The following is a 25,388-nucleotide window of genomic DNA, read 5'->3' as shown; positions in this document are numbered from 1 at the left end:
GACCTTGGAACCGGGAGCCAGTGACGCCTTCACCCACGGCTTGGTGGAGAGACCTGCCTGCACCGCCTTCTTCGCCACCAGACCGGCGGCCACCATGACGGAGGGGTTCGAGGTGTTGGTGCAGCTGGTGATGGCCGCGATGACGACGGAGCCGTTCTTGAGATCGGGCGACGCCGCCAGCGGGGCGGCCTGAGCCGCCTCCTTCGTCGCCGGGGCGTCCTTCTTCTTCGGCTTCACCAGCGAAGGCAACGCGACCTCGAACGACTTCTTGGCCGAGAACAGACCGACGCGATCCTGGGGGCGCTTGGGGCCGGCGACGCTGGGCTCGACAGCGCCCAGATCCAGCTCCAGCGTGTCGGAATACTCCGCATCCTTCGACGACGCGGTCTGGAACAACCCCTGCTCGCGGCAGTAGGCGTCGGTCAACGCCACCAGCTCGTCCGGACGGCCGGAGAACTTCATGTAGCGCAGCGTCTCTTCATCGACGGGGAAGAAACCGCAGGTGGCGCCGTACTCCGGCGCCATGTTGGCGATGGTGGCGCGGTCCGCCAGGGCCAGGGCGCGCACGCCCGGGCCGAAGAACTCGACGAACTTGCCGACCACTCCCCTTTGCCGGAGCATCTGCGTGACGGTCAGCACCAGGTCGGTGGCGGTGGCCCCCTCGCGGAGCCGGCCGTGCAGCTTGAACCCGACCACCTCGGGGATGAGCATCGACACCGGCTGGCCGAGCATGGCGGCCTCGGCCTCGATGCCGCCGACGCCCCAGCCGAGCACGCCCAGGCCGTTGATCATCGTCGTGTGCGAGTCGGTGCCGACGAGCGAATCCGGATAGGCGATCGCTTCGCCGTTCGACTCGTCCACGAACACCGTCTTGCCCAGGTACTCGAGATTTACCTGATGGCAAATGCCGGTGCCCGGCGGCACGACACGAAAGTTCTTGAACGCTTCCTGACCCCACCGAAGGAACACGTAGCGTTCCTTGTTCCTCTCGAACTCGAGCTCGGTGTTGATGAGAAACGCCGCCTGCGAACCGTACTCGTCCACCTGCACCGAGTGATCGATCACGAGATCGACCGGCTGCAGCGGATTGATGCGCTGCGGATCGCCGCCGAGTGACTTGATCGCGTCGCGCATGGCGGCGAGATCGACGACGGCGGGCACGCCCGTGAAATCCTGCAGCAGCACGCGGCTCGTGCGGAACGCGATCTCGCGCTCCTCTTTGCCGGCGACGTTCCACTTCGCCATCGCCTCGATGTCGTCGCGCTTCACGAACGCGTCGTCTTCGTTGCGCAGCAGATTCTCGAGGAGAATCTTGAGGCTGAAGGGGAGGGTGGCGGCTTTGCCGCCGGAGAGCTGCTCGAGGGCAGCGAGACGAAAGATCGTGTACGTCTTCCCGTCGACCGTGATCGTCGCACGGCTTCCAAAGGAATTCTTGCTTGTCATGGAGTATGTCGCTCGGTTCGGCCAATTCGAAGGCCGATGCGAGGGTGACAGACGGAGCCACTGACGGGGCGCGCACGCCGCTCGCCAGGCTGTGCGTAATCTAAACGGATCGATCAGTGGCTGTCGAAGATCGCCGTCGACGACCAGCCCGGGCGACCAGAGCATCGCATCCATCCGCACGTCGCCGCCGATCGCCAACGCCTCGCCCGCGCGACTCTGCCGCTGGCGCGATACCGCGGCCAGGTTCAGCGACCGGATCGCCGACAGCTCCTTATTGTCGAACCACACGCCCATGCCTTGCTCGCAGAAACCGAGCGTCGCGGTCGAGCGGCGCACCGCAGTTGTGGCAGGGCGGCTTTGGCAGCGCGAGCCGTGGTTCGATCTCCGCCCACAGCGCGGAGGGTTCGGAGGCCGCGACTTGCTGCCACGCCGATGTCGGCGAGATCGCGCTCGATTGGGTCCGAATCCCCGCAACAGCGCGACGCCGGCGCAAATATGATCTCATCCAGCCGATGAGACTATTCTAATGGTTGTAAGGTGCCGAGTGGGCGAAGACGCGTCACCCGCGCTCGTCATTGACGACAGTACGCGACCATTGCATCGTGCGCGGCGACGTGATGCCGCGCCCTTCTCACTCGCCCGCTCGGAGCGCTCGTGACCAGCAACCGCACCAATCCATACATCATCGGCATTCCCGTGTATGACGGCGTCGATCTGCTCGACGTCTGCGCCCCCTGCGAGGTATTCGGCTGGATGGCCGATTCCTGGAACGGCCCTCGACCGGTGCAAGTCCTCGTGCTCGCCCAAAACAACGGCAGCGTGCAGACGCGCGGTCGCCTCCCGATCGTTCCCCATCGCACGTTCGATCAGGTGAAAGCGCTCGATCTTCTCTGGGTCCCGGGCGGCGACCCGGCGGCGCTCGCGATGTTGATGAAGGATTCCATGTTCCTCGCGCAGCTGCGCGCCTGGAGTGAGCACGCCGAATACGTCACGTCGGTCTGCGAAGGTGCGATGCTCCTGGCCGCAGCCGGGTTGCTCGACGGCCACCGCGCAACCACGCACTGGGCGTTCACGCCGTGCCTGCGTAAATACAAAAAGATCACGGTGATTGGAGAAGAGTCGGGCTCGCCGCGCTTCGTCGTCGATCCCAAGGATCCGCCACCGGGCGCACGCGGCGTGCGCGTCACCGGCGCCGGCGTCTCGGCGGGCCTCGACGAAGCACTCGAGCTCGTGCGCCGCATCGCCGGCGAGGACATCGCGACGCAAGTCCAGGTTTCGATCCAATACTTTCCGGACCCACCGGTCCACGGGACGCTGCCGGTGCCGACGTCGTGTCCGCCCCCGTTGGACGCGCTCTAGACGCCAGCGCTCGAGGCCGCCATGCGATTATTAGAGCGGACTAATAAACAACAGTGAAAATGTTGCGTAAGTCGTAGTTGCGCTCCCGGTGACCGAATGCGACTTTCACAATCTCGGGTTGCGCCGACGCGACACGGGCCCTGCCTGCTCTTTCAGTCGAACAGAATTCCACGTTGTTGCGTCGAACCCGACATCGGCTGCCGAACTCATTGACGGCAGCCCCGTGGCGCCGCCTGCGCCTCGCGTTTGCGTTCGCGCTCCTGCTGGCGTGCCGCGACTCGTCATCGAGCACCACGCCGACGCCGGTCCAACCGGCGGAGCCCTTCACGCCGTCGCCGGCCGCCGTCGCCAAAATCGACTGTACGGTCAGCGTTGCGTCGGCCACCGTCTCGTGTCCCAGCGCCGCCACGTCGTCCGCGTCCCGGGACTTCGCGCTCGGATCGGAATTCGGAGGCGCCAGCAACAGCGTCATCCTCGGGCGTCAGGATGTATTGGCGACGCTCGCTGCGTCGAACGCCAGCTATACCGGACAGGTATTCTCTTTCGACGCGACGATCACCAATCACATCGGTCAGGCCCTCGGCACGACCGATGGCGTGACGCCGTCGCCCGACGGGATTCGCGCCTTCTTTGCCTCGGCTCCCGTCGTTGTTTCGGGAAGCGGCACCGTCGACTTCGTCGATCCCGCAACCAGTGGATCGCTCGTCGACGGGTTCGCCACCATCACCGCGGCGAATCAGGCATTCTATAGATATTCGGGAATTCTCGCGCCCTCGGCCACATCGGGCGTGAAGCGCTGGCGGATTCACGTACCATCGACGGTGACGTCGTTCACCTTCAGCGTCGAGATCAACGCCGCGGTCGCGAATCCAAACGGCTGGATCGACTTGTCACCCGCGACCATGCGACTGCACGCGGGGCAGACGAGCACGTTCTCCGCGATCGTGCGCGATATCGTCGGCGCCGCGGTTTCGGGCGCGGCCGTCACGTGGACGAGCAGCGCCGCATCGGTTGCCACTGTCGGCTCGGCGTCTGGAACCGTCGTTGCTCTCGGCGACGGCAGCGCGACTATCACGGCGTCGAGCACGAGCGGAACGGCGACGCGCAGCGGAACGGCGACGGTCACGGTCGTGTCGCCGTCGGCGTCGCAGAGCACGATGCTCGCGGCACCGACCACGCTCACGCCCGGAGGATCGTCGACGATCGTCGTGCAAGCAAAGACGGCGGCGGGCACAAACATCACCGTCGGCGGTGATGCCGTCGTCCTCAGCGTCGACGGCGGGACGCTCGGCCCGGTCACCGATCGCGGCGATGGCAGCTATACGGCATCGCTCACGAGCGCATCGCCGCGCACCGTGCACGTCACCGGCTCGATCGACGGCGCGGCAATGTCGCAGACGGCGACGGTGACCTTCGTCGGCTCGCTGCCCTCCGTCATCACCAAAGCGGCCGGCGATGCGCAGACGACGCCCGTCTCCACCTCCGTGCCGACGCCGCTCAGCGTGCGTATCACCGACGATCGAGGCGGGCCGGTCGCGGGTGCGAGTGTCAGTTTCTCGGTAGCGTCGGGCGGTGGGAGCATTGCGGGCGGAGCGCAAACCACGGATGCGAGCGGCATCGCCACCGCGGGTGCGTGGACGCTTGGATCGACGAGCGGTGCCAACTCGGTGATCGCGCGCTCGGGCGCGTTGAGCACCACGTTCACCGCGACGGCGACTGATTCCTCGCTCAACGTCATTCAGAAAACCGCCGGTGACGCCCAGACGACGACCGTTGGCACCGCCGTGAGCACGGCGCCCGCGGTGCGTATTGTGACGACCGCCGGTGCGCCCGTTGCGGGTGTGACCGTGACGTTCGTCGCGTCGAACGGCGGTGCTGTCACGAACGCGGTGCAAACCACGAATTCGGACGGCGTCGCGACCATCGGCGGCTGGACGTTGTCCACCGTGGCCGGTCCGAACGTATTGACCGTTACCGCCGGCCCGCTCTCGACGACGTTCTCGGCGTTCGGCGCCGCCGGCGTCGCGGCGAACATCGTGAAGGTCGCCGGCGACGGACAGTCCGCGCCTGTGAACACCACCGTCGCAACGTCGCCGAGTGTGCGAGTCACCGACGCGAATGGGAACCCGGTGGCGAATGTGAGCATGACATTCACAGTCACCGGCGGTGGCGGATCAGTCACCGGCGCCACGCAAACCACGAACGGCAGCGGCGTTGCCACCGTCGGTGCGTGGACCCTGGGCGCGAGCTCAGGGACCAACACGCTGAGTGCGTCGACGTCATCGCTCCTTGCCACGTTCAGCGCCACCGCGACACCCGCGTCGGCGGGCAGCATGTCGAAGAGCGCGGGCGATCTGCTGACGGCGGCGGCGGGCACCGCGGTTACTCCGGCGCCCTCGGTCCGCGTCGTCGACTCCACCGGCGCTCCGTCTGTTGGAGCCACCGTGACATTTGCGGTCGCCTCGGGTGAAGGCAGCGTTACGGGCGCATCGCAAACCACCAATGCCAGCGGCATCGCAACGGTTGGAAGCTGGACGCTTGGCCGAGCGACGGGCGCCAACTCGCTCGTGGCGACGTCAAGATCGTTGTCGGTGACATTTACCGCGACTGCGATCGCCGGCCCGCCGGCGACCATGACGAAGCTTGCGGGCGACGGACAAACCGCGACCGTCGGCACGTCGGTGGCGAATGCTCCGTCTGTCACGGTCACCGATGCGAACGGCAACGCCGTGTCAGGTGTGGCCGTCACGTTTGCCATCGCGTCGGGTGGCGGCAGCATCGCGGGCAGCACACAGACGACCGACGCGAACGGCATCGCGACCGCGGGCAGCTGGATGCTCGGCGCGACCGCGGGAGCAAATACGCTGACCGCGACGGCCGGCTCACTGTCGGCGACGTTCTCCGCGACGGGTGCACCGGTGGCCGCCGGCCGCATGGTCGTCGTTGCGGGAGATGGGCAGGCCGCGACGGTCAGCAGCGCCGTGGCAGTCGCTCCGTCGGTTCGGATCGACGATGCAAGTGGTCATCCGGTGCCTGGCGTCACGGTCACGTTCACTGCGAACAATGGTGGATCGGTTACCGGCCCAACGCAGGTAACGAACGCCAGCGGCGTCGCTTCGGCCGGTTCGTGGACACTCGGCAGCGGCGCGGGCACGCAAACGCTCAGTGCCGTAGCGGGCGCGCTGACAGCCACGTTCACAGCGACGGCTACCGTAGCGACGGGTGGGTCGGGCGGCGGTTCGACCAATCTTGCGAAAAACTTCGGCGACAATGGGACCGCGGTCGTCGGCACCGCCGTGTCGCCGTCGCCGTCGGTGCGCGTCACCGATGCCGCGGGAAATCCCGTTAGCGGCGTGACCGTGGTGTTTGGTGTTCGGTCGGGCGGTGGCAGCGTGACCGGCGGCAGTTCCGTGACGAACGCGAGTGGTGTCGCTTCCGTCGGTACGTGGACGCTCGGTCCGATTGCCGGCAGCAATACGCTCGTGGCGAGCCTGGGTTCGGCGTCAGTGACCTTCACGGCCACGGGGACACCTGGCGCGGTCCATCATTTCGTCGTCGAGGCGGCCGCGGGCGGTCCGATTCCCGCGCAGACCGCGGGCATCCCGTTCGCCATCAAGGTGACTGCACAAGACGTTAATAACAATATTGCAACATCCTATACCGGTACGGCCGACATCAGCTCCACGCAGACCGGCAGCGTGGGCCTCGTGCAGAGCGCCGCGTTCGTCGCCGGCGTGTTGGCCAGCCATAGTGTCACGCTCATCCAGCCAGGGCCCGCGGCGACGATCACCGCCACGAACCACGGCGGCACCGAGCATGGCACGAGCGCGGCGTTCATCGTCTCGCCGGGTGCGGCGGACCACTTCCTCGTTGAAGCAGCCAGTGGCGGAGCCCTCGGCGCGCAAACGGCCGGCGTCGCCTTCAACGTCAAGATCACCGCACAGGACGCGAGCAACAACACGGCGCTCGGCTTCACGGGCACCGTCGATCTATCGTCGAATCACGCCACGAGCGCGACGGGGCTGGGAACGACGGCCGCGTTTGTCAATGGCGTTCTCGCGAGTACGCCCGTCACACTGACACAGGCGTCGGCCGGCGTCACGATCACGGCGACGACCACTGGTGCCACGTCGGCGGGCACGAGCGCCGCGTTCACGCTGAATCCGGCAGCCTTCGCCAAGTTCGCTGTCGAAAAAGCGGGCGGCGGCGCGATCGCGGCGCAAACGTCCGGCACGGCGTTCGGCATTCGTGTTACGGCGCAGGATGCGTTCGGCAACACGACGCCGACCTTCAGCGGCACCGCAACGCTGACCTCGAACGCGGGCGGCACGGCGCCAGTCGGTCTCGGTACCGTGAGCGGCTTCGCCAGCGGTGTGGTTGACAACCACAACGTGACGCTGAACGGCGCGAACGCGGCGGCGACCATTACGGCAACGAAGACCGGCTCGACGGAAACCGGTACGAGCGCGGCGTTCGTTCTGAATCCGGGCGCGGTGCACCAGTTCAAGGTCGAGGCGGTGGGCGGCGGCAACGTCGGCGCGCAGAACGCCGGCAGCGCGTTCACGATTCAGATCACCGCGCAGGACGTGAACAGCAACACCGCGACGAGCTTTACCGGCACGGTGAATGTCACGGCGACGAACGGCGGCACGATCACGACGACGACGCCGACACCGGCATTCGTGGCCGGTGTGCTCGCGTCGCAGTCAGTGACGTTCACGAACGTCGGCAGCTTCGCGCTCACCGCCACGAACACCGCGCCGTCCGCGGAGACCGGCTCGAGCAACACGATCACCGTGAGCCCGGGCGCGCTGCATCACTTCAAAGTTGAAGCGTCGGGCGGCGGGAACATTGGGACACAAACCGCGGGGACGCCGTTCACCATCAAGCTCACGGCGCAGGATCTCAACAACAACACCGTTACCGGATTTACCGGGACGGCGGACCTGAGCTCGACTGCCGCGCCGGGCGGCTTGCCGGCGTCGGCGGCGTTCGTTGCCGGCGTGCTCGCGTCGCAGTCGGTGACACTCACGCAAGCGTCGGCGACACCGACCGCGACGATCGTGGCGACGCGGCACGGCGGCACTGAGACGGGCACGAGCAACGGGTTCGTCGTGAATGCTGGCGTGTTGGCGAAGTTCGCGGTCGAGAAAGCCGGCGGCGGCGTCATTCCGTCGGAGGTCTCGGGCACGGCGTTCAACATTCGCATTACCGCGCAGGACGCGAACGGCAACACGGTCACGTCGTTCACCGGCAACGTCGACATCACGTCGAACGCGGGCGGCACGTCCCCGCTTGGCCTGAGCACGAACCTCGGCGGCTTCACGAGCGGCGTGCTCGACAATCACAGCGTCACACTGAACGGCACCAACGCCGCCGCGACCATCACGGCGACGAAGACCGGTTCGGCGGAAACGGGAACGAGCACGGCGTTCGTGCTCAATCCGGGCGCGCTGACGCACTTCAGAGTCGAGCTCGCGACAGGCGGGACCATCGGCACGCAGACGGCGGGTACGCCGTTCAACGTGAAGATCACCGCGCTCGACGCGAACGGAAACACGCAGACCGGCTTCACCGGCACGGTGAACATCACCGCGACGAATGGTGGAACGATCACCACGACGACTCCGTCAGCGGCATTCAGCGCGGGCGTGCTCGCGTCACAAGCCGTGACGTTCACCAACGTCGGCAGCTTCGGGCTCACCGCCACGAACACCGCGCCGTCCGCCGAAACGGGATCGGCCGCCGCGTTCACGGTGAATCCGGGCACGGTGAATCACTACAAGGTGGAGGCGGCTCCGAGCGGGAACATCGGCGGGCAGACGGCGGGCGTCGCCTTCAATGTCAAGATCACGGCGCTCGACGCCAACGGAAACACGGCGACCAGCTTCACCGGCACGGTTGATTTGTCTTCGACCGGCGCTCCGGGCGGATTGCCGACGACGACGGCGTTCACCGCCGGTGTGTTCGCGAGTCAGGCGGTGACGCTCACGTTCGCGACCACCAGCACGACGATCGTCGCGACCACGCATGGCGGTAGCGAGACAGGTGCGAGCAACAGTTTCGCGGTGAGCGCGGGCCCGCTCGCGCAGTTCGCGGTCGGCATTCCGCCGGCTGCCGGAACGATCCCCACGCAGACCGCGGGAACGAGCTTCGACCTGCGCATCGTGGCGCAGGATCAATTCGGCAATACTGATCCCACGTACACGAGCACCGTAGCGTTGAGCGCGACGGGTGCCACGTTCTCCGGATCCACGACAACGGCGGCATTCACTGCGGGCGTGCTTGCAACGCAGGCTGTGACGATCACGAACACGGGAAGCTTCCAGATCACGGCGACGGGTGGTGGAAAAACCGGCTCGAGCAACACGTTTACGGTTTCGCCGGGCGCGCTGGCGAGCTTCCGCGTCGAGTCGAATGCCACGGGCAACATTCCGGGCCAGACGGCCGGCACCGCGTTCCTCATCAAGGTCACCGCGCTCGACGCGAATGGAAACACGAAGACCGACTTTGGCAGCACGGTGTCGCTGTCCTCGAACGCCGCGGGAACCGGCGCGGTCGGACTCGGCACGACGTCCGCGTTTTCGTCCGGCGTGTTGAGTGGGCTGAGCGTGACGCTCAACCTGGCGAATGCGTCGGCGACGATCGTCGCCGACAATGGCAGCGGCATCACGGGCACGAGCAACACGTTCGTTGTTTCGCCGGGCGCGCTCGCGTCGTTCAAGGTCGAGAAGGACGGCGGCGGCACGATTCCGACCCAAACCGCCGGCACTGCGTTCAGCATTCAGGTGACTGCACTCGACGCCCACAGCAATGTGGTGACGGGATTCAGCGGCACGGTGTCGCTCGCGACCTCGGTCGCGGATGGTGCGGCCACGGGACTCGGCGGCCCGACCGCCGCGTTCACCTCCGGTGTGTTGACGGGACGCAGCGTCACGCTGACTGTCGCGTCGGCGGCGCAGACGATCACGGCGACTCATACGGGCGGATCGGAGACAGGCGCGAGCAACGCCTTCGTGGTGAGCCCGGGGGCACTGGCCAAATTCGCGATCGACACCGCCGGCGGCGGAACGATCGGCACGTTGCAGCAGGGCACGCCCTTCGCCGTTCGCATTCGGGCGCAGGACCAGTTTAGTAATCTTCAAACGTCGTTCAGCGGCACCGTCGACATCACGTCGACGGGCACGCTATCGAGCGGCGGCGGCACGACCACATCGTCGTTCTCGGGCGGTCTGCTCAACAATTACTCGCTTACGTACGGGGCGAACGGCTCGTTCACGTTGACGGCGACGAAGACGGGGAGTACCGAGGCCGGCAGCACCAGCGTCACCGTGCTGGCGCCGCTCGCGGTCACGGCCACCACGCCGGCGAACAGCACCACGGGCATCGATCCGAGCGCGAACCTGACCGTCACGTTCAATCGCACCGTCACCGCGACGACGAGCTCGTTCTCCATCGCGTGCCCGTCGGGAACGCCTCAAACCTTCAGCGTCAGCGGCTCGCCCGGCACGACGATCACGCTCACGCCAACGGGCGGGCTGGCCGCCGGGCAAAACTGCGTGTGGACGATCGTGGCGGCGCAGATCACCGACAACTCGCACTTCCATCTCGGTGCGGACGTGACGGTGAACTTCGCCACCGAGCTTTCGTTGAACGCCGATACGTACACGCCGCACGTGATCGGAAACGTCTCGGTCAATACGGCGAACGCATCCACGCCGTTCAGCGTCACGTCGAACGACGTGATCGGCGCGGGGGACAACATCACCGCGTACGGCAGCAGCGGAACCTTGAACGACCACGTCTCGGCGCACGGTGGCACGATCGTCATGCAGACGACCGGCACGACTCGCGGCCAGTTCACGTACGACCCGCCGGCCGGCTTCCACGGCAGCGATACGTTCACGTATACAGTGACGACGAGCGCCAACGTCACGGGCACGGCAACCGTCACGCTGACCGTGGACACGCCGGTGTGGTTCGTGAACAACAACGCCGGCGCATGCAGCTCGAGCTGCGACGGACGATTGTCGCATCCATTCCAGTCGCTCGACAACTTCGCCACGGTCAATGACGGCGGTACCAATCATCCGGCGGCGGGGCAGGTCATCTTCCTGTACGAGAGCAGCACGGACTACACCCCCACCTTGGGGACCTTCACGCTGCTCGACAATCAGGTTCTCGTTGGCCAGGACGCATCGAGCACGCTCGCGACGATCTACGGAACGACGCCGCCTGCCGGCAGCACGGCGTTCCCGACGATGAATTCGGCGAACGCGACCGTCACGCAAATCGTCGGTGGCGTGCGATTGACGTCGACGAAGAGCGGCACGATTCGCGGTCTGACGATCGCCGGTACGGCGACCGCCAATCCGCTGTCGAACAATTCGTTTGGCACGCTCACGTTCGCGGACGGCTCGACCGCCGCGGCCGACGTGACGATTACGCAGACGAACGGCACGGCAATCGATCTCACCGGCGGTGCCGTGAGCGGCGCGCTGCTGAGCGTCAGCGGCTCAGGCGGCACCAACGCGATCAAGCTGAACACGATTACCGGAACTCTAAACATGCAGGGCGGGTCGCTCGGCGGCACGTCGCCCCTCGTGTTCACCAGCGGCACCGCGGCGGTGACGTACGCGGGTTCGATTACGACGACGGGCGCCGGCGCCGCCGTGCAATACGACAGTCACACCGGCGGCTCGCTGACCGTGTCAGGCGCCGTCAGCTGCACGAGTAGCTGCACTGGTATCACGGCCAGTTCGAACTCCGCCGGCACGCTCACGCTGAGCGGTGCGAATACGCTCACCACGTCGACCAACGATGCGATCAAGCTCGCGACCAACAGCGGAACGTTCGCCTTTGCGTCGAGCGGTGGTCTCGCGATCACGACGACGACTGGCTTGGGCGTGAATGCGACGGGCGGCGGCACGCTGACCGCAACGGGCACGAACACGATCAGCGCGACCGGGTCCGCGATGACGCTGAGTGGTGTCACGATCGGCTCGTCCGGATTGAACTTCTCGTCGGTGAGCTCGAGCGGCGGCACGAACAATCTCTCGTTCACAAACGTGGCGTCGACCGGCGGCGGCACGGTGGCAATCAGCGGCGGCACACTGAGTGGTGCGAGTGGGAGCTCGGTCGCCGTCGATCAGGGCGCCGCCGCGATCTCGATTGCATCAGACATCACGAAGACTTCCGCCGGGTTGATCACGTCGGTCACGAATCGTTCCGGCAATACCACGTTCTCGGGCACGCTTTCCTGCTCGTCGTCCTGCACGGGCATTGCCGTTGGCGGAAACTCGGCTGGGACCACTGCCTACAGCGGCGCGCAGACGGTGACCGCGGTGAAGATCGGCAGCAACTCCGGCGCGACAGTCGATTTCAGCGGGACGGGGCTCACGGTGAACGGGACGTTCGCCGATACCGTTGCCGGGACGATCGCCGTGCATGGGACGACGAACACGATCAACGCGGGCGCCGCCGCCGCCATGGTGCTGAGCGGCGTGACTGTCGGCTCGAGCGGCGTTTCGTTCGGCACGGTCAACTCGAGCGGCGGCAAGAACCTGCGGTTCGTCAACGTTGCGAACACGAGCGGCAGTACCGTGTCGATCGCCGGGGGCGCGCTTTCGGGTTCCAGCGCCACAGACTCCGCCGTCGTGATCAATCAGGGCACCGCTCCGATCTCGATCGGAGCAACGGTCTCGAAGTCCACGACTGGCCTCGTCGCGTTCGTCGGCAATCGCAGCGCGAACGCGACGCTCAGCGGTGCGCTGACGTGCAGCTCGAGCTGCACCGGCGTCAAGGTCAACGGCAACACCGGTGGCACGACAACGTTCAGCGGCGGGGGCAGCTCGATCACCGCCGGCGGCAGCAATCCCGCCATCGAGCTCACGTCCAACACTGGCGCGACGATCGCGTTCAGTGGCGGCACGCTCGCCCTCTCGTCGGGCACGAACAAGGGGCTCGACGCCGAGAGTGGCGGCACCGTGACCGTGACCGGCAGCGGAAACACCGTTACGTCGTCGAGCGGCACGGCGGTCTATATCTCGAGCACCGACATCGGCTCGAGCGGCGTGTCGTTCCAGAGCGTCAATGTCACCAGCACGGCCACGAACGGCATTTTCCTGAGCAGCACGGGCACGGCGGCCGGCAACGGCAGCTTCGCGGTGACCGGCAATACGACGAGTCCTCAAACGTGCACGCAAAGCGTTCCGACGTGCGACGGCGGGCACATCAACGGCACGAACGGCAGTGATGGTACGACTGACGGTATCGGTGTGTATCTGAGCAGCACCAAGAGCCCGTCGTTCACGCGCATGCACATCGACGGCACGCATCAGAACTTCGGTCTGTTCGGCACCAGCGTCAGTGGCATCACGCTCGACAACGTCGTCATGGACGGCACCTATGGCACCAACGCGGCCGACGACGAGGGCACCGTGTCGCTGCTCAATCTCGCCGGCACGGGCACCGTCACCTCGGGCTACTACGCGAACGGAAAAGAGAACAACGTTCGCGTACAAACCAACTCCGGCTTGGTGACGCTCAACGGCCTCACGTTCAGCGGCACGACGTTCGGCGTGACCCAAACGGGCGCGGACGCCGGGCTCTACATCCAATCCGACTTGGGCACGAGCACCGTCACGGTGAACAACAGCAGCTCGTTCCTCGGCGGACACACCAACAACGTCGACGTCCGTGCGAACGGCAGCGGCACGCTGACGTTCTCGCTCCAGAACAGCTCGTTCTTGAACAACCAAACGAGCGGCTCAGCCACGTTCTCTAACATCAACTTGGCGGCCGGTGCCGACGGTTCCGACGCGACCGGGAGCCTCACGTACACGATTTCCGGCAACACGCTGACCGGCTCGAAAGCATCCGCGATCAATCTCGAGAAGGACCTCGGCTCGATAACGATCAACGGAACGATCAGCGGCAACACGATCGGCAGCGCGGGCACCAACGATGGCTCGTCGCTGGGCGCCGGCATCCTCGTCCAGCACGCGGCGGGCGGATCGCACAGCGTGAAGATCGACGGCAACGACATCTCTCACTACACCAGCGACGGAATCACCGCCCTCTTCGCGGCTCCGTCGAACGGAGCGACGGCCGGCAACACCGGCACCATGACGTTCACGATCACCAGGAATACGATCCACGCGCCGAACACGGTCAACATAAATGTCGAAGGCATCCGCCTCGATCCGAACAACGCCAACGCAACCCACTCGATGTGCGTGAACTTCGGTCACACCACGGGAGGGGCCAACGTCCTCACCGGCAGTGCTCGGGGCTCGGGCGCATCGTTCGACTTCGGGCCGTCAGGTACGGGTGCCGGCGGAACGTTCAAGATGTTGGGGCTGACGGACCTCACCAACACCGGCATCCAGAACCTCGGCAACGCAGACAATGGCGTGTTGGACGGCTTCGCCGACATGCAGAGCGTCACGATCGCGAGCGGTAGTGGTTGCACCTTCCCGTAGTACAACTCCAGCCCGCGGCGGCCCGTTGCGCCGCGCGTGTTTCCCACCGTAGCACCGCAGGTCGAATCAATTTCGGCAGTCGCAGTACCACCCGTGCCACCGCTGGCGCAGGGTGTTCTTCGCGTTGCGGTCCATCCACTCCTTCACTCACCGGAGCCTGCATGTCCGATCAATTCCTCGGCGAAATCAGGATGATCTCGTGGAACTTCGCACCCAAGTACTGGGCGTTCTGTGACGGTCAAACCATGGCGATCAACCAGAATCAGGCGCTGTTCGCTTTGCTCGGTACGACGTACGGTGGAAACGGCGTGGCCACCTTCCAACTCCCCGATCTGCGCAGCCGCACGCCCATGGGCTGGAGCACGAGAGTGAGCCCCAACACTCTCGGCCAGGTCGCTGGAACCGAGTCGCACACGCTCTCTGTCCAGGAGATTCCCGTGCACACCCACATCTTCAACGGAACGAAGACGAACGGGACGAGCAATCAACCGGTGGCAAACGGCTGGGTGGGAGCATATCCCACCGGCTTTGGAGCGGCGCCGACGAAACTGGACAATCAGACGACGATGGAGCCGAGTACCATCGGGTCGGCGGGCGGCAACGTCGCGCATGAGAACCGGCAGCCATTCCTGTGCATCCCGTACGTCATCGCGCTGTCCGGCGTGTTCCCTTCGCGAAACTAAGGAGCGCTCACCATGGATCCATATCTCGGCGAAATCCGGTTATTTGCCGGTACCTTCGCTCCGCTCGGCTGGAACTTTTGCGACGGCACGCTCGTCGCGATTTCAACCAACGACGCACTGTACGCCCTCATCGGAACGGCGTTCGGCGGCGACGGGCAAACCACCTTCGCGCTTCCCGATTTGCGGGGACGCGTGCCCATTCACCAAGGACGCGGGCAAGGCGGTCTGAGCCCGTACGTCATCGGCCAGACTGGCGGCACCGAACAGGTGACGCTCACCGCGCAGAACATTCCGGCGCACACGCACACCTTGGCTGCATCCAAGGACACCGGTACGACGCCCGACCCGACCGGTATTCTCATCGCGAAGGCACCCGACGACTGCAAGATCTTCATTGAACGGGGCGCGAATACCGCATACAACCAGCAGCACATCTCACCGTCGAACGGCGGGGGCCAGCCGCACGACAACAGACAGCCGCTCGTCGCCATCAACTACATCATCGCCATGGCCGGCATCTTCCCGTCTCAGTCCTAGGAGAACCACCACATGTCTGAAGCGTTTCTTGGAGAGATGCGGCTGTTCGGCTTCAACTTCGCGCCGATGAATTGGGCGCTAGCCAACGGCGCGATCATGGCGATCCAGCAGAATACGGCGCTGTTCTCGCTGCTCGGCACGAATTTCGGCGGCGACGGCGTCCGCACCTTTGGATTACCCGACGTCAGCAACAACGTGATCGTCGGCGCGGGCGACGGACCGGGCCTCTCCCCCTACGTGGTCGGCGAGCAGACAGGCGAAAACGCCGTCACGATCACGACGCTGAACATGCCGCCCCACACGCACAGCTTCAACGGCGGCAGCTTTCGCAACAATGGCGATTCGAACACGCCGGGCCCGAAGGTCGTGTATGGGAACGTGGCGGACTCGAAATGCACGCCCTACATCCCGGCGAATGCGACCCCCGCGCCGACGATGGTCCCGATGCTGCCGACCGCGCTCACGCCGTTCGGCTCCGCCTCGCCCCTCGCACATACCAACACGATGCCGACGCTCGTGATCAACTTCTGCATCTGTATCAACGGCATCTTCCCGCCGCGGCAGTAGCATGCCGCACACTCTCCGGCCCGTTCACGACGGCGACCTCGAGCTCCTCTATCGGATTTACGCCAGCACGCGTGCCGAGGAGCTCGCCGTCGCCCCGTGGACGGCCGAAGAGAAGGAAGCGTTTCTGCGCATGCAGTTTCAGGCGCAGCATCGCTATTACGCCGAGCATTACCGCGAAGGCTCGTTCGACGTGGTGCTCGTTGACGACGAACCAGCGGGCCGCCTCTACGTCTATCGCACGACGCGCGAGATTCGCATCGTCGACATCGCGCTGCTCCCGGAATTCCGCGGGCGCGGTCTCGGCGAACGGATGCTGCGCGATCTCTTCGCCGAGGCAGACCGCGCCGGCAAGATCGTGAGCATTCACGTCGAGCACCAGAATCCCGCGCGACGCTTGTATGATCGGTTGGGGTTCGTCGCCGTCGAGGACGGCGAGGAACACCCGGTCTACATTCGCATGGATCGCCCGCCGGCTGCACCGCCGGCGACGGCGACGCTCAGTTAGCCGAATACCGCCTGGAGCCGGCCGCCCCTGGCGTCCGGCAGGATGGGCACGAGGAAAATCTCGAGCGAGCCGAGGGCGCCCTCCAGACAGTAGTTCGCCTGGCCGAGCATGACGCCGGCGGGCGGCCGGAAGATCAGGCTGAACGGCGCGCGCGTGCGCCGAGCGTCGTGGTCGCCCGGCGCGCCCGAAACTTCCTCGAGCGTCAGCGGCAACGATTGGCCGTCCGGAAACCGCACGTGGAACGTGCTGCCCACGTGCGGTCGAAAGGCTTCGATGGTCAAGTCGCCGGACATTCGTTTTTTATAATTAAAGAATTAGTATCACGGATTCGGCGGGCCGCCGGCGCCGCTGCCGCCCGTCATCGGCGTCCCGATCCCGCCGCCCGGTCCGATCAGCTGCACCGGACGCGCCGCTTCGCCCGTCGGCGTCTTCTTCTTCAGGAACGGCACCCCGTTGGCGATCCAGTCCGCCGCCGGCGCATCTTTCAGATAGTGATCGTAGAACTGATGCATCCGCACTTCGACGTCGTACTGATTGTCGTAGCGCGAGAACCCGTGGCCCTCGCCCTCGTACGACAGAAAGATCACCGGCTTCTTGAGGAAGCGCAGTGCGTTGTAGAACTCCACGCCCTGCAACCACTCCGTCGATCCATCGTTCGTGCCCTGGAGAATGAGCAGCGGCGTGTTCATGTCCTTCGCGTGGAACACCGCCGACTGATCCATGAACAACTGGAGATTGTCGTACGGATTCGTTCCAAAGCGTCCCTGCCCGTTGATGTCGTAGTTGTGCTGGTTGGTGCCCGTCGTCTTCCACAGCTGGTTGAAGTCGGCGATGAGATCCACCGCCGCCGCGCGAATCGCGATCGCCGCGAACATCTTCGACGTCGTCGAGATGTACGCGCCGCCCTGGCCGCTGAAGCTGCCGCCGTGCAGGCCGACGCGCTTCGGGTCGGCGTACCCCAGCTCTTCCACCCGTCTCACGGCTGCCTCCACCGAATTGAGATGGTCGGTGTGCGTGTGGCCCGTATGCAGATACACATCCGGCAGCAGCACGAGATAGCCGTTGCTCACATAGTCGACGTACTGCGGCGCGGACGCATAGCGCGGCACCTCGTAGCGGTTCTGCTGGTCCGACAGCTTCTCGTAGTAGTACACGAGCATCGGCAGCTTCTGGCCCGGCTGATAATCATCCGGAATCGCCAGCGTGCCCTGCAGCGGATGACCGTCCTTGTCCTTGTAGTCGATCAACACGCGGTGGCCCCAGCGGAACTCCGACTGCTGCGGGTTCGCGTCGGTCAGCCGTTCGGGATTAGCAAACTTTGAATTCGTTACCCAGTAGTCCGGGAAGTCCACGAACGTCTCGCGCGTCACGAGCACGCGGTCGGCGTTCTTCGCCTTGATCGGCCGCCCGAAGTACCGGTCCTCGTACACGAGCGGCGTCAGCGTGTCGCCGTCGAGCTGATAGAAGCCGGCTTTCTTGCTGTGCGTGCCGAACGCCGTGAGCAGGATGGGCTTCGAGAGATCGATCGTCGCTGCCGCGGCCCCGCGGCCACCACGACCGCCGCCGAACCCGCCCGCCCCCGCACCGTCCTCGTTGTCCATCGCCTGATAGCGGAAGCGAATCTCGTTCCTCGTGCCGGCGCCGTTCGTCAGATTGCGCGGTGTGCCCGACCCGTCGAGCGACACCACCCACAGATCGTCGCGGTGATCGAGCACCACCGACTTGCCGTCCTTCGTGAACCCCGCGACACCGTATGCCGGCTTCTCGCCTGGATGATCGTCTTCGGCGTCGACGAAGCTCACAGGTGCCTTGGCGGTGATGTTCACATGCCGGTTCGCCGCGAGATCGTACGACCACACCTGCTTGTCCTTCCAGTACAGGAAGTACTTCCCGTCGGGCGAGAGACCGAACGTGCGCTGCTGTGCCTTGAGCAGCGGCGTGCGCTCGCCGGTCGTGGTGCTGACGCGATAGACGTCCGACATCTGCGGCGCCGAATCGTCGATGTATGCCTTGTCGTCCTGGCCGACGGCCCAGTTGCCGTCCTTCCCAACCTGCACGCGATCCATCTTCGCGTCAGCCAGCGGCACCACTCGCTTCTGCGCGAGCACCACCGTCGCGGCGTACGTGCGGTTGCGATCCTGCTGCGCGCGTACCATCTGCACGGGCTGGATGTACGGATCCTTCCAGTGCCACACGTCGACGTTGCCCACCGGCTCCGCCGCCGCCGTCGTATCGCGACGCGGCGCGGCTTCCTGTTCCTTCAATCCCACGAAAATCTTCGAGTGATCCGGGCTCCACGAGAGCGTGCCCTTGTCGCTGATCACCATGCTGTCGGCAAGCCCCTTAAGCGCCGCGCGATCGAGCACCGCCACCTGCGGTTCACCGTCGACGCGCGCGATCGCCACGAGCGCATTCTCGCGCTCCGTGAAGCCGCGACGATCGACGCCGCGGAGCGCGGCGAGCGCGCTTCCCGAATCATCCCACGTGAGCCGGCTGTAATCGGCGCGCGTGTTGTCGAGCGTGCGCCGCTGCCACGTTCCCGTCGACTCGAGGTAAATGCCGTTGCCCTCGCGATCGGCCGCCGACACCGTGAACGCCAGCAGCTGCCCGTTGTGGCTGAACTCGGCCGCGTTCACGCTGCCGACCAGCTCGTCCACGCCGTCGTGCAGGTGGCGAAGGATCATGTCCGTTCCGTCGACGCGCGCCGGCGGTGCGCCCGCGCCCCGGCCCCCACGCCCGCCGCCGCCCGCCGCGCCTCGGCCCGCTGGCGCGTCGGGGGCTTGACCGGCGCGCGCCTTGCGCACCATCAACGCCGCCGAACCTTTAGAGAACGCGAATGACGCGACGTTGTCCCATCCAACCGTTGCGCCGGTGGTGAGATTCCGCAGCTCGACACGCGACGGTCCTTGCGGCGCGCCACCGCGGCCGCCGCCTTCCGGCGCATCGCTCGGCTCCGCTGCACCGCGGCGCGACGCCGTCGCCGCGGAGACGAAGTACGCCACCCAGCGAGAGTCGTCGGAGAATTGCGGGCGATTTCCGCGCGCGATCTTCGTTTCGCCGCTCGTCGCGAGACTCTTCACGTACAATGTGTCGTCGACACTCCGCTGCTGATACGCGAACGTGGCCCACGCCCCGTCGTCGCTCAGCGACACGTCGCGAATGGAGCGCCACTTCGCGTAGTCGGCCACGGTCATGCCGCGCTTCGTGTCGTCGCGCCGCGGATTGGGCGTCGCCTTGCCCGCCTGTGAAACGCCGTTGCGATTGCCTTGCGCGGGAAGAATCGTCGCCGCCATCGACAGCGCGGTGGAGATCGCGGTCAGCGGGACGATCGTGCGGAAAAACGGGGAGCGCATGACGGAATTCTCCAGGCGTTGCGCGGGGTGTGGGGCGGGTCGATCTTGCCTTGATGACTACGGCCAGCGATCCAATTCAGTTGACGGCGCAGCTAATGTCAATCGATTCCACGAGCGGCCGTGAAAGCGCGGTGATCGATTGGCTGGACGGATACCTCGCCAGCCAGGGTTGGCGCACACAGCGCATCGCGGTCACACCGGGGCGCGATGATCTCTACGCGACCGCGCATCCGGCGCCCCTGGTGACGCTGTCCACGCATCTCGACACGGTACCGCCGTTCATTCCGCCGACCGTGGACGGCTCGCGCATTTACGGCCGCGGTGCGTGCGACGCGAAAGGCATCGCCGCCGCCATGATCGTCGCCGCCGAGCGATTGCGCGCCACCAACGCGCCGGTCGCGCTCCTCTTTGTCGTTGGCGAAGAAGTCACCCACGACGGCGCGCACGCCGCGAACGATGCGTTCGCCGCGGGGCTCGTTCCGCCGTCGAATCGCTATCTCATCAACGGCGAGCCCACCGAAAGCACGCTCGCCGTTGGTACCAAGGGCGCGATTCGCGTCATCGCGCGCACGGCGGGGCAGGCGGCACATTCCGCGTATCCGCACCTTGGCCAGTCCGCCACGCGGGACTTGGTACACCTGCTCGCCGAGCTCGACGAGCTCGAATTCCCGTCCGATACTCTCCTCGGGGAAACCACCGTCAACATCGGCGGATTGTCCGGTGGGGTGGCCGACAACGTCGTGGCGCCGTCCGCCGAGGCACGGTTGATGATCCGCCTCGTGACGCCGCCGCAGACGGTGGTGGACATCATCGAACGCTGGGCGGACGGTCGGGCAACCCTGGAGTGGGGTCCGATGGTCCCACCGGTACGGCTCGGGGTCGTTGACGGATTCAAGTCCTCGGTTGCAGCATATGCCACGGACATTCCCGCGCTGACCAACTGGGGACAGCCGTTGTTGTTCGGACCGGGTTCCATTCACGTGGCGCATCGCGATGATGAGTTCGTGGACGTCACAGAGCTGCAGGCGGCGGTGGACGCGTATGAACGAATCGTTCGCGCGGTGTTGGAGAAGGAGCTGGCGTAACGGTTCGCTGCTCGCGAGCGCCGCGGTTTCCGGCTGCATCGCGGCACACGTCGTGTCCACGCCGGTGATTTCGCGCGGCGTCGCGGGTATCGTGTACGACAGCCTCGCGCACACCGCCCTCAAAGGCGCCACGGTTCAATTCGTCGACGCCGAGCATCCGCAGGCTCGGCCAGTCTCGCTCCAGACCAACGAACGTGGCGAGTATGCCGCGGAGAATCTGCCGCCCGGCCGCTATCTGGCGACCTTCTATCATCACGCGCTCGACTCGCTCGGCCTGCGCGCGAACGCGACGATGGTCGACGTCACGCGCGGCGGGGCGTGGCTGCCGCTGTCGATTCCGTCCGCGGAGCACCTGCGAACGATCGAGTGCGGTGCCAAGGCCATCACGGATTCAGCCGGCGTCATGGTTGGCCGCGTGTTCGATGCGACGTCGCACACCGTCGCTCCCGACGCCGACGTCAGCGCGCGCTGGTCGGAGATCGACTTCACGCGGGGACGCGGAGTCACGGCGCGCCCGGTGAGCACCGCCGCTCATACGACTGACGAAGGCTGGTTCGTGCTGTGCGGCGTCCCGCCCAACGTCGAAGTCACGCTGCTGGCGGCGCGGCGCGACGACCGCACGGGGGCCGTCGCGGTACGTGTGCCCCCCAACGGCGTCGCGCAGCACGATCTGTTCATCGGCGGCCCGGTGCGCGTCGCCATTCGCGGCAACGTCGTCGGCAGCAACGGCGGTCCCATTCCGCACGCGCACGTGTCGATCGACGGTGGCGACGACCTCGCCGCCGACGACAACGGGGTGTTCACAGTGGTCGCCGGGCGCGCCGGCACGCAAACGCTCGTCACGCGCGCGATCGGGTTCTTCCCCGACGAACGGCCCGTCAACGTCATTCCCGACAGCGTGCAGTGGGTCGAGATCACGCTGCCGACGATCATGTCGGTGCTCGATACGGTGAAGATCAACGGCAAGCGCATTCGCGACATGGACAATGGCTTCGAGGCACGGCGCTCGGCCGGAATCGGCAGCTTCTTTACGGCGAGCGACCTGACGGCGATGTCGATCAGAAGCGTGACCGAGATTCTCGAACACTCGGCGCGGACGCCCATGGTACGCATGGCGAACGGCAAGCTGGGCGTGCGCATTCGCGGCGAGCCGTGCTTGCCGGTGCTGTACCTGAACGGTATGGGCCTGCCGGTGCTCGAGGACATCGACGAGCTGAATCATCTCGTGGACCTCGAGGACATCAAGTCGATGGAGATCTACACGCCGGCCGAAGCGCCGCGCGAATTCGAGCGCCGCAACCAGTGCGCGGTCATCGTCGTCTGGACGCGCCACTGACCTTCGCGGGCCATACCGTTTAGACCAATACTTGTGTTTTAGTACCAAATGGTACTATCTTGCCGCTACCGACGACGGCAGGCGACATGGTCATTCGCGCACCCAATACCGCACTCGCTCCCGAGCTGGGCTCGCTCGACCCCGCGGCCGTGGCCCGGGCCGGGCTCTCCACCTTCTATCGCATCTGCGACGAATGGGGCCTCGACGCCCCGCAACAGATGGCGCTCCTGGGCCTCACCTCGCGCACGACGTTCTTCCGCTGGAAGAAATCGGCGCCCGGCGCCCTGCCGCCCGACACGCTGGAGCGGTTGTCCCACGTGTTCGGCATTTATAAGAGTTTGCGAATACTGCTGCCCGACGCGGCCGCGGCCGTGTGGATTCATCGGCCGAACGACGCGCCGCTGTTCGAGGGACGCCGCGCGCTCGATCTCATGCTGAGCGGCGTCGCCGGATTGTTTCTCGTCCGCGCCTACCTCGACGGCGAGCGGGGCGGCGACTTTGCCTGACGTTGCGACGCCGACTGGCGTGGGTATCGTTCCGCTCACCCCGTCGCCCGACCGGCCCATCCCGGTGCGTCGAGTGCACTGGCGCAACGCGGTGCGGATCATCCCGAGCATCTTTCCGCCGATCTCGCTGTTCGAGCGCGTCGCCAGGCCCGCCGATCTCGACGCGGTGCTCGCCATCGAGTCGGCGTTCAATCCGCGCCTGCGCGATGCCGCCGGTGATCTTTCGCTCGTGCCGCGCGACGAGCGCGTCGTCGGCCCGGGCGCGGGCTACATCATGGCGGCGTTCACGCATCTCTCACCGGAAGGCAGCCGCTTCAGCAGCGGCACCTACGGCGTGTTCTACGCGGCGCAGCGCGAATCGACGGCGATCGCCGAGACGCGGTATCATCGCGAGCGGTTCATGCGCGCGACGAAACAGGCGCGCTGCGAGCTCGACATGCGCGTGCTCACGATGACGGTGAAGGCGTCGCTGCACGACCTGCGCGGTATGAAGCGGGTATTACCCGAGGTCTACCGTCTCGACGACTACACGTCGTCGCAGCTCGTCGGCGGCGCGTTGCGCGCGGGCGGCTCGAACGGGATCGTGTACGACTCCGTTCGCCAGGACAGCGGGCGATGCGTGGCGGTGTTCCGTCCGCGCGTGCTGTCGCACTGCAAGGAGCAGAAGCATCTCCGCTACATCTGGGACGGCGCGAAGATCTCGGACGTGCTGGAGATCAAGCGGCTCGGGGACTAAGCGTCATCCTGAGCGAAGCGCGGCGCAGCGAAGGACCCCTTTCGCGGCGGAGCGCTGTTACGCCGCCCCGCGCTCGCCCGCCTTGAGCGGCACGATTCGCTCCGTCTTCCTCGCGATGATCGCGTTCGTCGGACAGTACGCCACGAAGTCGCCGTCGGCCGGAGACCAATCGACCGTCTTCGTGCGCGGATACGCCTTCCCCTGCGCGTCCAATCCCATGAGGTTCGGCGCGAGCGATACGCAGAGTCCGCAGCCGACACACTTCTCGCGATCCACCTCGAGCTCGAACCGCCGTCGCGGATACACACCGCCCGGCTGATCGTAGAACGCGTCGATGTCCTCGAACGCCTTGAGCGCCGCGCGATGTCCTTCTTCGATCGTCGCGGCGATGTTCGTGAAGCTCAACCAGTCCTCGCCGCAGCGCGGACGAATGAGCACCATCGGCGGACCGTTCCAGTGCGTGAGCGGAAACTGCTGCAGCGCGTGCATCATCGTCGTCGCCGCGCGCATGTAGATGTTCGCGAAGCCGAGCGAGAGGCCGTCGTGAATCGGACGCAAGTCGGTGCTGCCCACGTCCACCGCGATGATCAAATCCGCATTCAGCGCGGCCATACCCACCGGCAGATTATCCACGACGCCGCCGTCCACGCACAGCCGCTCGCCGACGTAGCCGGGCGGGAAGTAGCCTGGCAGCGCGCACGACGCGTACACCGCGTCCTGCACGTTCACATCGCGCAGCCCGGGCGCGCCCCAGATGATCGGCGCGCCGCGCTCGAGATCCACCGTGTTCACCAGCAGCGGCTGTGGCAGATCATTGAACGTGCCCGCCGGTACGACCGCACGCGTCAAGTCGCGCAGCGGGTCCTCGAGGTAGATCGACGGAGAGCGCATGCGCTCGAGCAGCATGCCGAAATGATTCAACCGAAAGAGATCGCGCCGCCGAAGCGATGCAGCGCGCTTGTTCAGCTCGTCGATCGGCATGCCGCCCACGCGCGCCGCGGCGAGCATCGCACCGATGCTCGTGCCGGCGTAGAGCGACGGAACGATCCCGCGCTCTTCCATCGCATGCATGACGCCAATGTGCGCGAAGCCCTTCATGCCGCCCCCGCCAAGGACGAGGGCGACGCGACGCGGTTTGTGAGAGGACGAAGTACGGGTCATAGGCTGGGCGAATGGGCGAATGGGCGAATGGGCGAATGGGCGTATGGGCGTATGGGCGTATGGGCGTATGGGCGTATGATGACCTACTACAGACATTTACACTCGTGAGGAAGCAACCGTCACGAGCCATCTAAAACGTCGTTCATACGCCCCGACGCCCCGACGCCCCGACGCCCCGACGCCCCGACGCCCCGACGCCCCTCATTGCAGATACTGATACAACCCGTATAGCCCGATCACCGCTCCCCCGACCATGATGATCGTGCCGGGATCGCCGCCGATGATCGCGCCCGCGATCAGCGCCGCCGCGCCAACCACCATCATCGCACGCGATTGGCCGAGGTGCGGATTGGTCGCCGCCGCGTTCGGGATGAGCGGCCGCACGGTTTCCTGCCGATGCACGCCCGCGCGCATTCCGGTGAGCGACCCTCCCGCGACGCGATCCTCAGCTGTGCGCGGCGTCACAACCTGTGGCACCCGCGGCGCCAGTGCCACGTTCACGGAATCAGCGCGCGCGGACGACGTATCGGACATGAGAGTGAACGCGCCGGATTGCGCGCGTAACGGCGTGACGGCGGCGGCGATCAGGCACACCACCGCGAGATGAATCGAGCGACGCATGGTATTTCTCCTC

At 65.9% G+C, this 25,388-nt stretch carries 16 protein-coding genes; 10 read left to right on the top strand and 6 right to left on the bottom strand.

Annotated elements, in window-relative coordinates; translation table 11 throughout:
- Positions 1-1,779: aconitate hydratase AcnA (acnA, locus tag VN706_02385; protein ID HXT14449.1), on the bottom strand; the 1,779-nt coding region annotated here is incomplete at its 3' end.
- Positions 1,780-2,097: 318 nt separating this feature from the next.
- Here acnA and VN706_02380 point away from each other — a divergent pair.
- Entirely contained in the window at positions 2,098-2,802 is a 705-nt protein-coding gene (locus VN706_02380) for a DJ-1/PfpI family protein (GenBank protein ID HXT14448.1), read from the top strand.
- Between the two features lie 40 nt (positions 2,803-2,842).
- Here the strand turns inward: VN706_02380 and VN706_02375 are convergent, their stop codons facing one another.
- Entirely contained in the window at positions 2,843-3,274 is a 432-nt protein-coding gene (locus VN706_02375) for a hypothetical protein (protein HXT14447.1), read from the bottom strand.
- A 19-nt stretch (positions 3,275-3,293) separates the two neighbouring features.
- On the opposite strand from VN706_02375, the gene VN706_02370 reads away from it, so the two are divergent.
- The 5 genes from VN706_02370 (at position 3,294) to VN706_02350 (ending at position 16,577) form a co-directional block, all read left to right on the top strand.
- Complete coding sequence (locus tag VN706_02370; GenBank protein HXT14446.1) at positions 3,294-14,285, top strand: invasin domain 3-containing protein; 10,992 nt, start codon at positions 3,294-3,296, stop codon at positions 14,283-14,285.
- Positions 14,286-14,446: 161 nt separating this feature from the next.
- The gene (locus VN706_02365; protein HXT14445.1) at positions 14,447-14,968 is read left to right on the top strand and encodes a tail fiber protein; all 522 of its coding nucleotides are present in this window, start codon (positions 14,447-14,449) and stop codon (positions 14,966-14,968) included.
- A gap of 12 nt (positions 14,969-14,980) precedes the next feature.
- Complete coding sequence (locus VN706_02360) at positions 14,981-15,505, top strand: tail fiber protein (GenBank protein HXT14444.1); 525 nt, start codon at positions 14,981-14,983, stop codon at positions 15,503-15,505.
- 12 nt (positions 15,506-15,517) lie between these two features.
- Complete coding sequence (locus VN706_02355; GenBank protein ID HXT14443.1) at positions 15,518-16,072, top strand: tail fiber protein; 555 nt, start codon at positions 15,518-15,520, stop codon at positions 16,070-16,072.
- A 1-nt stretch (position 16,073) separates the two neighbouring features.
- Complete coding sequence (locus VN706_02350) at positions 16,074-16,577, top strand: GNAT family N-acetyltransferase (GenBank protein HXT14442.1); 504 nt, start codon at positions 16,074-16,076, stop codon at positions 16,575-16,577.
- Here VN706_02350 and VN706_02345 read toward each other — a convergent pair.
- Both VN706_02345 and VN706_02340 read right to left on the bottom strand, forming a co-directional pair.
- The gene (locus VN706_02345; GenBank protein ID HXT14441.1) at positions 16,574-16,870 is read right to left on the bottom strand and encodes a hypothetical protein; all 297 of its coding nucleotides are present in this window, start codon (positions 16,868-16,870) and stop codon (positions 16,574-16,576) included. The two genes, VN706_02350 and VN706_02345, sit on opposite strands and share 4 nt — an antisense overlap.
- A 27-nt stretch (positions 16,871-16,897) precedes the next feature.
- Complete coding sequence (locus VN706_02340) at positions 16,898-19,930, bottom strand: prolyl oligopeptidase family serine peptidase (GenBank protein ID HXT14440.1); 3,033 nt, start codon at positions 19,928-19,930, stop codon at positions 16,898-16,900.
- Between the two features lie 95 nt (positions 19,931-20,025).
- Here VN706_02340 and VN706_02335 point away from each other — a divergent pair, with 95 nt between their 5' ends.
- The 4 genes from VN706_02335 (at position 20,026) to VN706_02320 (ending at position 23,593) form a co-directional block, all read left to right on the top strand.
- Positions 20,026-21,015, top strand: a complete 990-nt coding sequence (locus VN706_02335) for a M20/M25/M40 family metallo-hydrolase (GenBank protein ID HXT14439.1) — start codon at positions 20,026-20,028, stop codon at positions 21,013-21,015.
- Positions 20,972-22,351 carry a carboxypeptidase-like regulatory domain-containing protein gene (locus VN706_02330; protein ID HXT14438.1) on the top strand — a complete coding sequence of 460 codons (1,380 nt, stop codon included), beginning with the start codon at positions 20,972-20,974 and terminating at the stop codon, positions 22,349-22,351. The genes VN706_02335 and VN706_02330 overlap by 44 nt, the downstream gene beginning before the upstream one ends.
- An 86-nt stretch (positions 22,352-22,437) precedes the next feature.
- Positions 22,438-22,857 (top strand): antitoxin Xre/MbcA/ParS toxin-binding domain-containing protein, encoded by a 420-nt coding sequence (locus VN706_02325; protein HXT14437.1) that lies wholly within the window; start codon positions 22,438-22,440, stop codon positions 22,855-22,857.
- Between the two features lie 19 nt (positions 22,858-22,876).
- Positions 22,877-23,593, top strand: coding sequence for an RES family NAD+ phosphorylase (locus VN706_02320; protein ID HXT14436.1), 717 nt, complete (start codon positions 22,877-22,879; stop codon positions 23,591-23,593).
- A gap of 57 nt (positions 23,594-23,650) precedes the next feature.
- On the opposite strand, the gene VN706_02315 is transcribed toward VN706_02320, so the two are convergent.
- A complete protein-coding gene (locus VN706_02315) occupies positions 23,651-24,754 on the bottom strand; it encodes a patatin-like phospholipase family protein (GenBank protein ID HXT14435.1) in 1,104 nt (367 codons plus the stop codon).
- A gap of 201 nt (positions 24,755-24,955) precedes the next feature.
- Positions 24,956-25,375: a hypothetical protein gene (locus VN706_02310; protein ID HXT14434.1), complete on the bottom strand. Its 420-nt coding sequence runs from the start codon at positions 25,373-25,375 to the stop codon at positions 24,956-24,958.
- Between the last annotated feature and the right edge of the window lie 13 nt (positions 25,376-25,388).

Source organism: Gemmatimonadaceae bacterium (genome assembly GCA_035606695.1).
Lineage (GTDB): Bacteria > Gemmatimonadota > Gemmatimonadetes > Gemmatimonadales > Gemmatimonadaceae > JAQBQB01.
This window is presented reverse-complemented; position numbering and strand designations above follow the sequence as displayed.

What these genes read in the sequence shown, in the direction of transcription:
- VN706_02375 (HXT14447.1), bottom strand. Translation starts at nt 3,274, where the DNA reads ATGACGCTGTTGCTGGCGCCTCCGAATTCCGATCCGAGCGCGAAGTCC.
- VN706_02365 (HXT14445.1), top strand. Translation starts at nt 14,447, where the DNA reads ATGTCCGATCAATTCCTCGGCGAAATCAGGATGATCTCGTGGAACTTC.
- VN706_02360 (HXT14444.1), top strand. Translation starts at nt 14,981, where the DNA reads ATGGATCCATATCTCGGCGAAATCCGGTTATTTGCCGGTACCTTCGCT.
- VN706_02355 (HXT14443.1), top strand. Translation starts at nt 15,518, where the DNA reads ATGTCTGAAGCGTTTCTTGGAGAGATGCGGCTGTTCGGCTTCAACTTC.
- VN706_02350 (HXT14442.1), top strand. Translation starts at nt 16,074, where the DNA reads ATGCCGCACACTCTCCGGCCCGTTCACGACGGCGACCTCGAGCTCCTC.
- VN706_02345 (HXT14441.1), bottom strand. Translation starts at nt 16,870, where the DNA reads ATGTCCGGCGACTTGACCATCGAAGCCTTTCGACCGCACGTGGGCAGC.
- VN706_02340 (HXT14440.1), bottom strand. Translation starts at nt 19,930, where the DNA reads ATGCGCTCCCCGTTTTTCCGCACGATCGTCCCGCTGACCGCGATCTCC.
- VN706_02335 (HXT14439.1), top strand. Translation starts at nt 20,026, where the DNA reads ATGTCAATCGATTCCACGAGCGGCCGTGAAAGCGCGGTGATCGATTGG.
- VN706_02330 (HXT14438.1), top strand. Translation starts at nt 20,972, where the DNA reads ATGAACGAATCGTTCGCGCGGTGTTGGAGAAGGAGCTGGCGTAACGGT.
- VN706_02325 (HXT14437.1), top strand. Translation starts at nt 22,438, where the DNA reads ATGGTCATTCGCGCACCCAATACCGCACTCGCTCCCGAGCTGGGCTCG.
- VN706_02315 (HXT14435.1), bottom strand. Translation starts at nt 24,754, where the DNA reads ATGACCCGTACTTCGTCCTCTCACAAACCGCGTCGCGTCGCCCTCGTC.
- VN706_02310 (HXT14434.1), bottom strand. Translation starts at nt 25,375, where the DNA reads ATGCGTCGCTCGATTCATCTCGCGGTGGTGTGCCTGATCGCCGCCGCC.